15 protein-coding genes are annotated in these 12,887 nt (G+C 66.2%); 4 read left to right on the forward strand and 11 right to left on the reverse strand.

Going from position 1 to position 12,887, the window contains the following annotated elements; genetic code table 11:
* Window positions 1–6 precede the first annotated feature (6 nt).
* From fabF to AAGT95_RS02165, 4 genes are all read right to left on the reverse strand, one after another.
* Window positions 7–1,269 carry a beta-ketoacyl-ACP synthase II gene (gene fabF / locus AAGT95_RS02150; RefSeq protein ID WP_110597990.1) on the reverse strand — a complete coding sequence of 421 codons (1,263 nt, stop codon included), beginning with the start codon at window positions 1,267–1,269 and terminating at the stop codon, window positions 7–9.
* A gap of 12 nt (window positions 1,270–1,281) precedes the next feature.
* On the reverse strand, window positions 1,282–1,860 hold the full coding sequence (locus tag AAGT95_RS02155; RefSeq protein ID WP_110597991.1) for a winged helix-turn-helix transcriptional regulator: 579 nt from the start codon (window positions 1,858–1,860) through the stop codon (window positions 1,282–1,284).
* Between the two features lie 71 nt (window positions 1,861–1,931).
* On the reverse strand, window positions 1,932–2,426 hold the full coding sequence (locus AAGT95_RS02160) for a GNAT family N-acetyltransferase (RefSeq protein ID WP_110597992.1): 495 nt from the start codon (window positions 2,424–2,426) through the stop codon (window positions 1,932–1,934).
* Between the two features lie 42 nt (window positions 2,427–2,468).
* Window positions 2,469–3,029, reverse strand: coding sequence for a cupin (locus AAGT95_RS02165; protein ID WP_110597993.1), 561 nt, complete (start codon window positions 3,027–3,029; stop codon window positions 2,469–2,471).
* Window positions 3,030–3,380: 351 nt separating this feature from the next.
* Between AAGT95_RS02165 and tsaA the strand changes: the two genes are divergently transcribed.
* The gene (tsaA, locus tag AAGT95_RS02170) at window positions 3,381–4,193 is read left to right on the forward strand and encodes a tRNA (N6-threonylcarbamoyladenosine(37)-N6)-methyltransferase TrmO (protein ID WP_342595372.1); all 813 of its coding nucleotides are present in this window, start codon (window positions 3,381–3,383) and stop codon (window positions 4,191–4,193) included.
* 5 nt (window positions 4,194–4,198) lie between these two features.
* Here the strand turns inward: tsaA and AAGT95_RS02175 are convergent, their stop codons facing one another.
* Window positions 4,199–4,720, reverse strand: coding sequence for a GNAT family N-acetyltransferase (locus AAGT95_RS02175; protein ID WP_110597995.1), 522 nt, complete (start codon window positions 4,718–4,720; stop codon window positions 4,199–4,201).
* A gap of 112 nt (window positions 4,721–4,832) precedes the next feature.
* Between AAGT95_RS02175 and AAGT95_RS02180 the strand changes: the two genes are divergently transcribed.
* Window positions 4,833–5,399, forward strand: a complete 567-nt coding sequence (locus AAGT95_RS02180; RefSeq protein ID WP_110597996.1) for a peptidylprolyl isomerase — start codon at window positions 4,833–4,835, stop codon at window positions 5,397–5,399.
* Window positions 5,400–5,521: 122 nt separating this feature from the next.
* Here AAGT95_RS02180 and purC read toward each other — a convergent pair whose 3' ends face one another.
* The 4 genes from purC to dapA form a co-directional block, all read right to left on the reverse strand.
* Window positions 5,522–6,235, reverse strand: coding sequence for a phosphoribosylaminoimidazolesuccinocarboxamide synthase (gene purC, locus AAGT95_RS02185; protein WP_342595373.1), 714 nt, complete (start codon window positions 6,233–6,235; stop codon window positions 5,522–5,524).
* A gap of 90 nt (window positions 6,236–6,325) precedes the next feature.
* Entirely contained in the window at window positions 6,326–7,132 is an 807-nt protein-coding gene (locus tag AAGT95_RS02190) for an MBL fold metallo-hydrolase (RefSeq protein ID WP_342595374.1), read from the reverse strand.
* A gap of 14 nt (window positions 7,133–7,146) precedes the next feature.
* Window positions 7,147–8,100 carry an outer membrane protein assembly factor BamC gene (gene bamC / locus AAGT95_RS02195; RefSeq protein ID WP_342595375.1) on the reverse strand — a complete coding sequence of 318 codons (954 nt, stop codon included), beginning with the start codon at window positions 8,098–8,100 and terminating at the stop codon, window positions 7,147–7,149.
* Window positions 8,101–8,159: 59 nt separating this feature from the next.
* Entirely contained in the window at window positions 8,160–9,044 is an 885-nt protein-coding gene (dapA, locus tag AAGT95_RS02200) for a 4-hydroxy-tetrahydrodipicolinate synthase (RefSeq protein WP_110597999.1), read from the reverse strand.
* Between the two features lie 378 nt (window positions 9,045–9,422).
* Here dapA and AAGT95_RS02205 point away from each other — a divergent pair, with 378 nt between their 5' ends.
* Window positions 9,423–9,893, forward strand: a complete 471-nt coding sequence (locus AAGT95_RS02205) for a peroxiredoxin (protein WP_110598001.1) — start codon at window positions 9,423–9,425, stop codon at window positions 9,891–9,893.
* Between the two features lie 18 nt (window positions 9,894–9,911).
* Here AAGT95_RS02205 and AAGT95_RS02210 read toward each other — a convergent pair whose 3' ends face one another.
* Together AAGT95_RS02210 and AAGT95_RS02215 are read right to left on the reverse strand one after the other, a co-directional pair.
* Window positions 9,912–10,997 (reverse strand): AI-2E family transporter, encoded by a 1,086-nt coding sequence (locus AAGT95_RS02210; RefSeq protein ID WP_110598002.1) that lies wholly within the window; start codon window positions 10,995–10,997, stop codon window positions 9,912–9,914.
* On the reverse strand, window positions 10,994–11,425 hold the full coding sequence (locus tag AAGT95_RS02215) for a sulfurtransferase TusA family protein (protein WP_342595376.1): 432 nt from the start codon (window positions 11,423–11,425) through the stop codon (window positions 10,994–10,996). The genes AAGT95_RS02210 and AAGT95_RS02215 overlap by 4 nt, the downstream gene beginning before the upstream one ends.
* Between AAGT95_RS02215 and AAGT95_RS02220 the strand changes: the two genes are divergently transcribed.
* On the forward strand, window positions 11,424–12,887 hold the full coding sequence (locus tag AAGT95_RS02220; protein ID WP_110598003.1) for a M48 family metalloprotease: 1,464 nt from the start codon (window positions 11,424–11,426) through the stop codon (window positions 12,885–12,887). The two genes, AAGT95_RS02215 and AAGT95_RS02220, sit on opposite strands and share 2 nt — an antisense overlap.

Consider the following 12,887-nt stretch of genomic DNA (forward strand, 5'->3'; position numbering starts at 1 on the left):
TCGCGATCAGCTCTCGTAGCGCTTGAAGATCGCGCTGGCGTTGACCCCACCGAAGCCGAAACCGTTACAGATCGCATGCTCCATCGGCATCTGGCGCGACTCGCCGTGAACCACGTCCAGATCCGCCGCCATCGGATCGGGATCGGTGTAGTTGCGGGTCAGCGGCGCCACCTGATCGTGGAGCGCCATCACGGTGAAGATCGCCTCCACCCCGCCGGCAGCACCCAGCAGGTGGCCCGTGGTCGCCTTGGTGGCGCTGATCGCCGGCGAGTGGTCGCCGAACAGCCCATGGATCGCCGCCAACTCCCCACGATCGCCCACCGGGGTCGAGGTGGCATGGGCATTGAGGTGCTGGATATCGCTCGCTTCCAGCCCGGCCTGGCGCAGCGCAATCTTCATCGCCCGTGCCGCGCCGGAGCCGTCCTCCGGACCGGCGGTCATGTGGTAGGCGTCGGACGTGGTGCCGTAGCCGACCAGCTCCGCGATGGGCGTGGCGCCACGCGCCAGCGCGTGCTCGAGCGTCTCGATCACGATCAGCCCGGCACCCTCGCCCATGACGAAGCCGTCGCGCGCCTGATCGAAGGGGCGGGAAGCCTGCTCCGGAGTGTCGTTGAAATGGCTCGACAGCGCCTTGGCGGCGGCGAAGCCACCGAGGCTGACACGATCGATACAGGCTTCACTGCCGCCGCAGAGAGCGACATCGGCTTCGCCTGCGTGAATCATCCGCGCAGCGTCGCCGATCGCCTGCAGGCCGGCGGCGCAGGCGGTCACCGGGGCCCCGAGCGGGCCCTTGAAGCCATGGCGAATCGACACCTGGCCACAAGCCAGGTTGGCCAGGAACGAGGGAATCGTGAACGGCGACAAGCGGCGTGGGCCGCGACTGTCGGTGGTACGCACGGCATCGGCAATCGCCGGGAAGCCGCCGATGCCCGAGCCGATCAGGGTCGCGGTGCGCTCCTGTTCCGCTTCCGTCTTCGGATACCAGTTGGCCTGGGCCAGTGCCTCTTCCGCCGCCGCGACGGCCATCTGGATGAAGCGGTCCATCTTGCGCCGCTCCTTCGGGTCCATGGTGGCGTCGGGGTCGAACCCCGCGCTGTCCTCGGCGATGGTCGGCACCGGCCCGCCGACGCCGGCCGCCAGCCCCTCGACGACTTCCGCCGGCAGCTTGCGCAGACCGGAAGCGCCCGACAGCAGACGCTGCCATACCGTTTCGACGCCACAACCCAGTGGCGTGAGAAGCCCCATACCGGTCACTACGATACGTCGCATGACGATGTCCTTTCATTCATTGATCGAGTCACTCGCCGCCATGGCGGCCCGGCAGTCGGCGCGCGCCGCCGCTGGCTGCGAGTCGGGAAAATCGCCTCGTTCGAAGGCGTTGCGCATACGTTCGACACGGGCATGGACCGCCGGATTGGCATCGGGCCCCGGGGCCAGACACACGTCCCCGGGGGACAGTGGTCGATCGTGGCATCGGTCGTAGAGGATTGGCTCGACAGGGCCCTGGGTCCGTCGATCGACGAGCCGAAAACCATCGGCTTCGATCGGCAGATGCTGCTCGCCCCAGCGGTAGAGTGTCAGGATGACCGGAGCGAGATCGTGGCCCTTGGCTGTCAGATGATACTCGTAACGCGGCGGATGCCGCTGATAGCAGCGTTTCTCGAGCAGTTCGTTGGAGACCATGCGCTCCAGCCGTCGCGTCAGCATGCTGGAAGCGATACCCAGGCCGCGCTGGAACTCGTCGAAGCGACGCGCGCCCTGCATGGCGTCGCGCAGGATCAACAGGGTCCAGCTGTCGCCAACGCACGTCAGCGCGCGGGCTACCGGGCAGAGGGGTGAACTATCATCGGTCACTTTCATTATGGAAGCGACTCTACCGAATTTTCCGCGGCAAGGGAATCCCGACCGGGGCCGCCATCACGAAAACCCCGCTATTCGCCGGACGACTCGGGCGGAAGGCGCATTCGCACCCTCGCCAGCCGTTCGCCGCGACGCTCGACCCACTCCTCGCCGAGGGTCTCCCAGCCGCGCCCGGAGAGCGAAGACGCCAGCATCAGGCTGGCTTCGATCGACACCTCCGCGACGCCCGATTCCCGCACCGCCTCGACGGACAGCGCCAGCAGGCGTGCGCCTACCCCCTGGCGGGCAACCGAGGGCCAGACGTAGAGCGTCTCGATGCGGCCAGCCGTGGCATCGCGCTCGCAGAAGCCGATGCAGTGGCCATCACACTCGGCGACCAGGGTCGGATAGAGGACCTGGCGTGCCGCCCACGCCTCCGCGGTGCGCGGCAGCGAGCCGGCCCAGGCCTCGCGCTGAGCCAGCGTGTAGTGCCCCGCGGCCCCCTCCATGATCGCATGGTGAAAGACCTCGGCCTGGTCCGAGGCGTCTCTGGGCAGGGCCTGGCGAAAGCGGGTTCGTTCGAGCATGGCGATCTCTCTCCTGCCATCGGGGACGGCATGGCGGCCGTCTCAAGCCGTTACAGCGTCGACCAACTTCTCGAAGCGCGGAAACCGGAGAGCGATATCACTCGCCGTCGCGATCACGTCATGGGACGGGACGTTGCACATCGTCAGCACCAGAAAGTCGGGTTCGGGGCCAATATCCAGCCAGTGCGGCAGCCCTGCCGGCACCGAAATCAGATCGCCCCGGTCGCAGCCGACGACATACACCCGGTGGTCGAGGTGAAAATAGAAGATCGCCTGCCCCCTCAGAAACAGATGCCAGGCCTCCTCATCGCTCGCCGACTCGGTGCACAACAACTCCCGCCTGAGTTCGAGATCGGGGTATTGCGGGCTCATGCCGCGCAGGTCGCAGTGACGGCGACCGCTGAGCTGCTGGATCTCCTCCGCCGCATCGTTGTTCAGCACCATGAGCTGGCGACGATCGACACCGACCGGTAGCTCCGTCAACTCGCGCCGATCGAAATAGACCTCGATGGAGCTGAGTTCGAGAGAGATACGATAGGCATCGTGGCTGCTCAACAGCGGCTGATCACCGTCCGCCTCGTGATATACATGCAAGAAACTCATCCAACACCTCTCCTTGGTATCATGCGAGCCTTAACTCTCGTGTCCGGCGAGCTTGGCGACTGTCGACGTTTCATCCACGGCCACACCATCGGCCAGGATGCGAGACCCGGCAGGCGGCACCTGGTCTGGTGTGACCAACGGGCAACCCACGATGCCGCGTTGCAAGGTTCCAGATGACGCGGCCCTTGGCACGGCATCACGGGGTGTGACAGGCAACCGCCAGCCTCGGCATCTCGCACCTTGCCTGCCACCTTCCGGTGCCGCAACGCGGCTCGTGCCGACACGTCGACAGCCCTGACGTCACTGCAGTATGGCACCAATACCCAATTTCACCTCGAGAAGCGTGATTCGATGACACAACCGCCCCGCCTCGGCCCCCCTTCGCCCGACGACACCTTCACGCTGGAGGCGATCGGTCACGTGGCCAGCGACTACCCCGACAAGTTCGGAGTCCCCCGGCAACCCGGGCTGGCGCCGTCGGCGCGGGCGATTCTCTATCTGACGCCGCCTTTCGACGACCCGCTTGCCGTCGAGGGCGTCGAGGCGATGAGCCATCTCTGGCTGACGTTCCTGTTCGATCGCAGCCCGCTGACGTGGAAGCCACGGGTTCGGCCGCCGCGCCTGGGCGGCAATCGCCGTGTCGGCGTGTTCGCCAGTCGAAGCACTCACCGTCCCAATCGGCTTGGTCAGTCGCTGGTTGAACTGGTCGAGGTGGAGTGCAGCCCGCGCCCTTCGCGAGCTCGCTCGCCGATCGCCGGTTCGCGGCTGGCCGGGCACGAGAGCCGGGTCAAGCTGCACCTGCGCGGGCACGATCTATGCGATGCCACCCCGATCCTCGACATCAAGCCGTATCTCCCCTGGGCGGAGTCCCGCCCCGACGCCGACGCCGGTTTCGCGCCCGCCTCGCCGCCCCGCTGCCGCGTCGTCTTCGATACTGCTGCCGGCGAAGCACTTCGTCGGCACGCCGACGGCGAGTCGCTGGCTCGGCTGATCGAGGAGGTACTGGCGCAGGATCCGCGCCCCGCCTACCACGGCAGCGCCACGGCCCGACAGGGCGCCTCGAAGCCCTATGGCGTCCTGCTGCGCGACGTCAACGTTCGCTTTCTGGTCGACGAGCGCGACGGCGACATCGAAATTCGGGTAGCGGCGATCGAGCCGCGCTGACTGGCTCAGCGCAGCAGTCGCTCGAGCACCAGGCTCGCCGGCTCGCCCGGCGTGTCTTCCAGCGTGCCGACGTCGCGGAAGCCCAGCTTGTGCAGGACCCGAACCGACTTCGCGTGTTGCGGACGAACCAGGCCGTGCACCCTGTCCGCCGCCAGTCGCTCGGCCGCGTAGTCGACCGCGCCCTGGCCCATCTCGGTGGCATACCCCTTGCCCCACGCGGCGGGGGAGAAGCGATATCCCAGGTTCAGCATCCAGCCCCAGCCCGCCTCTTTCGTCCAGCCCAGACCGCCAAAGCCGATGACGCCGCCCGGATTCGCCTTCTCCTCGATGGCCCATATCCCGAAGCCGTGGCGCTGCCAGTGGTCGAGCCACCCGCTCAGCACCGCCATCGATACCGCGGCGTCGGTATGGGGGCCGGCCGGATTGAAGCGGTGGGTCTCGGGATCGCCGTAGATCGCGAACAGCCGCGGTCCATCGGCGCTATCCGGCTTCCTCAGGACCAGTCGGTCGGTCTCAAGGCGTGTCATGTTTCACCTCGTCATTGGCCCGTTGGCGGTGTGGACGCCCCGGCCGGCGCTGGCAAGCCCGCCCGGATGCCGCTAGGCTGGCGAGCTTCGATGAAAGACTGGAGTGCCTTCGATGCGAAAGTCGCTGATCCCGCTGTGCCTGTCCGCCCTGACCCTGTTCTCGCTGCCGGCGCTCGCCGATGCCGACCATCCCCACGTGCGCCTGGAGACGAGCCAGGGCCCCATCGAGGTGGAGCTCGACGCCAAGGCAGCGCCCAAGACGGTGGAGAACTTCCTGCGCTACGTCGATGAGGACTTCTACGCCGGCACGGTCTTTCACCGTGTCATGCAGGATTTCATGATCCAGGGCGGCGGCATGACGGCAGACCTCGAGCCCAAGCAGACTCACCCGCCGATCCCGCTGGAGAAGAGCGGTCTCGACAACACCCGCGGCACCATCGCCATGGCGCGCACCGCCAATCCGGATTCCGCCACCAGCCAGTTCTTCATCAACCTGGTCGACAACAGTGCGCTGAATTATCGCGACCTCTACAACCCGGGCTACACGGTGTTCGGTCATGTCGTGTCGGGCATGGACGTGGTCGACAAGATCGCCGAAACGCCTACCGGACGCCAGGGACCGCACGCCGACGTGCCCAGGACCCCGATCACGATCACCGGCGCCGAGCGCCTGGACTGATCCCGGCGACGCCCCCCGAGACGCCGCTTTCCTGCCACGGCCCACCGGCATCTCGGGCCCGACACGAAGAAGCCCCGGCGTGATGACGCCGGGGCTTCTTCGCTCAAACGGCAGGCGAAGGCTCAATCGAAGCTCATGCCCAGACGGCGCCCCACCTCTTCGTAGGCCTCGATCACACCGCCAAGGCCCTGGCGGAAGCGATCCTTGTCCAGCTTCTCGCGCGTCTCGGCATCCCACAGTCGGCAACCGTCCGGCGAGAACTCGTCGCCCAGCACGATCTCGCCCTCGAAGAGACCGAACTCGAGCTTGTAGTCCACCAGCAGCATGCCACCGTCGAGAAACAGCTGTTTGAGCACATCGTTGACCCGGAACGTCAGCGACTTCATGGTCGCCAGCTGCTCGGGCGTCGCCCAGCCGAACGTCTCCGCCAGCGACTCGTTGATCATCGGATCGCCCTTCTCGTCGTTCTTGAGGAACAGCTCGAAGGTCGGCGGGTTCAGAGCGATACCCTCCTCGACGCCGAGACGGCGCACCAGACCGCCGGCGGCCAGGTTACGCACCACGCACTCCACCGGGATCATCTCCATCTTCTTGACCACGCACTCGGTGTCCGACAGCAGCTGCTCGAAATGCGTGGGGATGCCGGCCGCCTGGAGTTTCTCCATGATGAACGCGTTGAACTTGTTGTTGACCATTCCCTTGCGCTCGAGCGCCTCTTTCTTCTTGCCGTCGAAGGCGCTGGTATCGTCGCGGAAGTGCAGGACGAGCCGCTGCGGGTCGTCGCTCAGGTAGACCGACTTGGCCTTGCCGGCGTAGAGAAGATCGCGTTTTTGCATGGAGCTGTCTCCGTCGCGGCCCCGTAGGGCAGCAGGTTCATGAAGAGGGTGTGTAGCGTGATGTGGCGACGGGGTGGGCGGGAGCCAAGGTCACGCCACCTGCTGCCAGTCGATACCCCGATCCTGGGTCGAGACCAGCAGACGCGATTCATCGCCGTCGAGCAATGGCACCAGCGCCTCCAGTACCCGCTCGGGGTGGTTATTTTGCGCCGACAGGTGCGAGCAGACAATCCGCTGCAGCCGGTCGAGTCCCAGCCGCCGCAGCAGGTCCGACGCCTGAGCGTTGGCCAGATGCCCCCAGCGACCGGCGACCCGTCGCTTGAGATGCGGCGGGTAAGGCCCCTCGGCCAGCATCCGCGGATCGTGGTTGCACTCCAGGAACAGCGCATCGCAGCCGCTGAAGGCGTCGACCACGTGGGATGTCGGGTGACCGAGATCGGTCAGCACGCCGAGACGGCGACCGTGGGCGCGAAAGCAGAACTGGATCGGCTCGCGGGCATCGTGGGGCACGGTGACCGGGTCGATCTCCAGCCCGCCGATGGCGAAGCGTGCCTGCGGCACCAGAAGCTGATGGCGGGGTACGTCGCCGAGCTTGCCGGAGAGCCAGCTGCCGGCACTGAGATAGACCGGCAGCTGATGGCGACGCGCCAACGCGCCGACCCCGGTGATATGGTCGCTGTGCTCGTGCGTGACCAGTATGGCGGCCAGCTGGCGCGGGTGGACGCCGCAACGGGCGAGGCGTCTCTCCGCCTCGCGCACGCCGAATCCGCAGTCCACCAGTACCAGGGTCTCGCCGTCGCTGACCAGGGTCGCGTTGCCCTTGCTACCGCTGCCCAGCGAGGCGAAGCTGAGCCCCGGTTCGGAGCGCGCCCCGGGTAGAGCGCGCTGAGCGGGCATCGACGGCCGTGACATCACCGCAGCGTGGACGCGATGGCATCCAGCAGCTCCCGGGCCGCGGCCGGCTCGACCGGCTGTCCATCGGCGCCGGCCACCGTCACCACGCTGTTGCCGGCGTTCGAGTCGAGCTGGAGACGATAGTGGCCGGGCTGCGGATCGCTGCCGAACCAGCTGAACCAGCCACCGTCATCGGCATCCTGCGGCAGGTAGTCGATGAAGAACTGGCCTGCGCTTCGGTTCTGGTCGGTCACCGTCAGGCGGTTGCTGTCGAAGCCATTCTGCAACTGATAGTAGAGTTCGGACCAGGCGCGCTCGCCATCCAGCGCCAGGTCGAGCTCCCAGTTGCCGCCGCGATTGCGCAGCTTCACGCGCTCGCTCTGATCGAGCGGCTGGGCGGCCAGCGAGACACCACTATCCGCGGTGTGGTTGCTGTCCAGATAGGCCTTGATCGAGCTCAGGCACTGGGCGCTGCCGCCGATGTCGCAGCGGACTTCACTGGTGCCGCTACGCAGGCCCTGGCGCAGACTCACACTACCCTGCGCCGTCTCGATGCGACCGCCAGCGGCATTGATCGCCGTCGGGTTGACGCCGTGATCGACGGCGAAGCCCTGCAGCCGTGGCCATACGCTGGCCGGCGCGGCATCGACCAGAAGCCAATGCTCGCTACCGGCCTGGCGCAGCTCGGCATAGGGCTGCTCGTCGCTCTGTCCCGATGCCAGCGGCTGCGGACGAGGCGCATCGTCGACGGCGTCCGACGTGGAGAAGTCGCTGTCGGCCTGGGGCACGGGCATCGAATCCTGGTAACGCACCTGATTGCGCGAAGCCGGCAGCTCCAGCGGCTTGGCCATCTCCGCCGTCTGATACTCGGCATTGCGGTCGTAATAGTAACCGTCCTGGAAAAGTCCGCAGCCGGACAGGGCCAGCGACGAGCACAACATCAGAGGCATCCATTTGAGGATGGGCTTCATGCATCCACCTTTGTTTGAAGCAATGGGCTGGTTGGCGATTCGAACCACGTCGGCAGATTTCACGTCGTTTCGATATTGGCGAGTTGCAGCGCTTCGCCGACGTTGCCGTGATAGCGCTCGGAAAGCCAGGTCAGCGGCAGCCGGATGCCGGTCTCGGCATATCCCATGCGATTGAGTGCCCACTTGACCGGAATCGGATTGGATTCGATCCCCAGCGCCGTGTGCAGCGGCGCCAGGCGCGCATTGATCTGGTGCGCCTTTTCGCGCTGGCCGCTGGTCGCCGCGACGCAGAGATCGTGCATCGACTTCGGCGCGACGTTGGCGGTGACCGAAATGTCGCCATGGCCGCCCATCAGCATGAAATCGCAGGCGGTGGCGTCGTCGCCGGAGTAGAGAGCGAAGCCGCTGCCCTCGAGGCGGTCGATCAGCTCCTCGGCACGCTCCAGGTTGCCGGTGGCATCCTTCAGCCCGATGATCCGCTCGAGCTCCGCCAGCCGGAAAACCGTCTCGTTGTAGATATCCGAGCAGGTCCGTCCGGGAACGTTGTAGAGAATGATCGGCAGCTCGCTCGCCTCGGCGACCGCCTTGAAGTGCTGATACAAGCCTTCCTGGGTCGGCTTGTTGTAGTAGGGTGCCACCGAAAGACAGCAGTCGGCGCCCACTTCACTCGCGTAGCGGGCCAGCTCGACCGCCTCCGCGGTGTTGTTGGCTCCCGTGCCGGCGATGACGGGGATCCGGCCGTTGACCTCTTCGACCACCGTGCGGATGACGTCGAAATGCTCGGCAAACGACATCGTGGTCGGCTCGCCGGTGGTACCGGCGGCGACGATGGCGTCCGTGCCGTGTTCGAGATGGAAATTGACCAGGCGGCGCAGCGCCTCCCAATCGATCTCGCCACCGGCTTTCATCGGCGTCGCCATGGCAACGATACTGCCTGTGATCATCTTGCAGCTCTCTCTACTGTGACCGGATGGGCGGCCGGCCGCCTTGTCCAATCGATATCGAACGGCCGGAAACCGGATTGCCGGCCGGATGCACACCGACACCGGAATCGCTGGCGGGCCCGGTGAAGGCCGGGCCAACGCGTTCAGGTCTCGGGCTCCAGCACGTCAGACATGAAGTCGATGCGGTCGTGGCGCCTGCCCAGGCGCGATTTCACGCCCCCCAGATGGTACTCAGGCAGCCCCAGCGTGTACAGCCGCCAGGCCGGCTGTCGCCGCGATCGGCGCGACTGCCGAAGATCCGCGAGGCCTCGGCTTCCGAGCATTGACCGCCAGGATCGGCTATCGTTCGCCATTCACTTCCCGGTTTCGGAGCGCCTCATGACTCTCAGCGTTGGACAACCCGTAGAAGATTTCTCCGCCGAAGCGACCGGCGACACGCCCTTTCGGCTTGGCGACTATCGTGGCAAACAGGTGGTGATCTACTTCTATCCCAAGGACAGCACCCCCGGATGCACCACGGAGGGCGGCGACTTCCGCGACAGGATCGGCGAGTTCGAGGCCGCCAACACGGTCGTCTTCGGCGTCTCCCGCGACGGTCTCAAGTCCCACGAGAACTTCAAGGCCAAGCAGGGTTTCCCGTTCGAGCTGATCTCGGATCGCGACGAGGCGGTCTGCCGCCAGTTCGACGTGATCAAGCTCAAGAAGATGTACGGCAAGGAGCACCTGGGCGTCGAGCGCAGCACCTTCCTGATCGACGCCGACGGCAAGCTCGCCCGCGAGTGGCGCGGCGTCAAGGTCCCGGGCCACGTCGACGAGGTACTGGAGGCGGCGCGGGAGCTGAACGGCTGAACACGCCCATGACGGCGGTCAGCTCTCCTCCGTGATCACGGCCTGGTCCGACTCCCCGCGCGGCCAGGCCTGGACCAGCGCCTTGATCAGGGTCGCCAGGGGGATGGCGAAGAAGATGCCCCAGAAGCCCCACAGCCCGCCGAAGAAGAGCACCGCCAGGATGATCGAGACCGGGTGCAGGTCGACCGCTTCCGAGAACAGGATCGGCACCAGCACGTTGCCGTCCAGCGCCTGCAGGATGGCGTAGGCCAGCAGCACGTAGAAGAACTGCTCGCCCATGCCGAAGTGAAAGCCCGCTACCGCGGCGACCGGCAGCGTGGCCACCGCGGCGCCGATGTAGGGCACCAGCACCGACAGCCCCACCATCAGCCCGAGCAGCGCCGCGTAGGGCAGTCCGAAGGCCCAGAAGGTGATGAAGGCGACGCTGCCGACGATGATGATCTCGATGGTCTTGCCGCGCACGTAGTTGGCGATCTGGTCGTCCATCTCCTGCCACACCCGGGTCATCAGGGTGCGCTGGCGCGGCAGCAGCGAGAGCAGGAACGCGACCAGACGTTCGCGATCCTTGAGCATGAAGAAGATCAGGATCGGCACCAGCACCAGATAGATGATCAGCGCCATCAGGCTGCCCAGCGAGGCGAGCGAGAGGGTCAGCGCGCGCTGGCCCAGGGTAGACGCCTGGCGCCCGGCGGAGGCGATCCAGCCCTGGATCTGATCCGGCGTCACCACCGTGGGGTAGCGCGCCTGCAGCTCATCGAGCCAGAGCTGGCTGCTGGCGAACATGCGCGGCGCTTCCTGCACCAGCTCCACCAACTGATTCCACACCAGCGGCAGCACGATCAGCGCCAGCGCCAGCAGCGCGCCGAGGAACAGCAGAAAGACCAGCCCCACCGCCAGCAGCCGCGGCAGCCCGCGGCGTTCGAGCCAGGCCACCACGCCCTGCAGCAGGAAGGCGATCACCAGCGCGGTAAAGAACGGGGCCAGCGCGCCGCCGAACCAGATGACGATGGCGAAACCGCCGATCAGCAGCGCCAGCAGGACGATGGCCTCTTCGTCGGACAGATATCGCTCGAACCAGTTACGCAGGATGCCCTTCAAACTCATGCTCGCGCCTCTCCGTCGGCTTTACGCAGCCAGTAGTGGTACACACCCGAATTCTCTTCGCGCCCGACCAACGTATGTCGGCTATGCTCGACGAAACTTTCGAAATCCCGCCACGAACCGGCATCCGTCGCGATCACTTCGAGCAATTGCCCGGCCTGCATGTCCGCCAGCGCCTGCTTGGCTTTCAGCAACGGCAACGGGCAGTTCAGACCGGTGGCATCCAGTCGACGATCCGGCTGTTGAGACATGACATACCCCAGGTTGGTTGGAAAGAGGCCCGCTCGCGCGACAGACCCGCCATGAGGGCTGTTGCAACGCCCGGATTTTCTAGGCAACGTCTGCCACAAGCCGCGGTCGAACGCATGATAGCGCAGACCACCATCGACCACCCCGGCTTCAGCCTGAATGAGGAACGAGATCGTCAGCATGAACCGTCAACGACTGACATCATTCCAGCGGCGCCTGCTGGCCGTTCCGCTGCTCGCCGCGGGGCTGGCCGGCACCATGCCGCCCGCGCACGCCCAGCAAGGCTATCAGCTCCCCGATCTCGGCAGTACCAGCGCCGCCGTCACGTCCAACGACGAATATCGTCTGGGGCGGGCCTGGCTGCGTCAATTTCGCGCCCAGACCGACCCGTGGCAGGACCCGATCACGCAGACCTACGTGCGATCGATGCTGGCCAAGCTGGTGCCCTACAGCGGGGTCAACGAGAATCTCGTCGTAACGATGGTCGACAGCCGCCTGCTGAACGCCTTCGCCGTGCCGGGCGGCGTGGTCGGGGTCAATGCCGGTCTGTTCGCCACCGCGCCCGACGAGGATGAGTTCGCCTCGGTGCTGGCGCACGAACTGGGCCACCTGGCCCAGCGCCACTACGCCCGGCGCATGGAGCGGGTCAAGGAGACGCAGTTGCCGACCATGGCGGCCATGCTGGCCGGGATGATCTTCGCGGCTGGCGGCGGTGGTGGCGCGGGTATCGCCGCGATGATGGGCTCTCAGGCGGCGTTCATGCAGGATCAGCTCGCCTACTCCCGCCGGTTCGAACAGGAGGCCGATCGCGTCGGCCTCAGCGCCATGGCCAAGGCCGGATACGACCCGCAGGCGATGCCGGAGATGTTCCGCACGCTGCAGAAACTCGCTGCGCTCCAGGGCGGCAATCCCCCCGAATTCCTGCTGACCCACCCGGTCACCGAATCGCGGATCAGCGACACCCAGGCCCGTGCCGACCAGTTGCCCTCTCCGCCCCACCGGGACGACCCGACCTACGCCATGATCCGCGGGCGAGCCCTGCTGATGCTCAACCGGGATAACCCGACCCAGGCAATGACGATACTCGAGCAGGACGATCCGCCAGCGGCTGCCGTACGTTACCTGCAAGCGCTCACCGATGCGCAGCAGACGCGCCCCGACGCGGCGCTGAAGACGCTCGACGAGCTTGCCCAAGATTATCCCGACCTTTCGATGATCCCCGCCACCGCCGCCCAGGTTGCCTACGACGCTGGGCGCCACCAGGACGCGCTGGCGCGAGCAAGACGTATCCTGCGGCTCTCTCCCGGCTATTACCCGGCGCAGTGGGTGCAGGCGGAGGCACTGGTACAGACGGCGCCGGCGCAGGCGTTCGACGTGCTGCGAGACATGAGCGAGCAGTATCCGGAAGACCCCAACGTGTTCGGCCTGCTGTCCGAAGCGGCCGGCCGCACCGGCCGTGATGCCTGGGGCCAGCTGGCTCGCGCCGAACAGCTCCAGCTCGAGGGTCGCATCGATACCGCCATCCGTCAGATCGACTCCGCCGAGGATGTCGCCAAACGGAGTGGCGACTACGCCATGGCCAGCCGCATCGAGCAACGACGCAAGGATTTCCTCGGCTACCGGGAGACGATGCAGAGTTTCTGA

Source organism: Salinicola lusitanus (assembly GCF_038648475.1).
In the GTDB taxonomy this organism is placed as follows: Bacteria; Pseudomonadota; Gammaproteobacteria; order Pseudomonadales; family Halomonadaceae; genus Salinicola; species Salinicola lusitanus.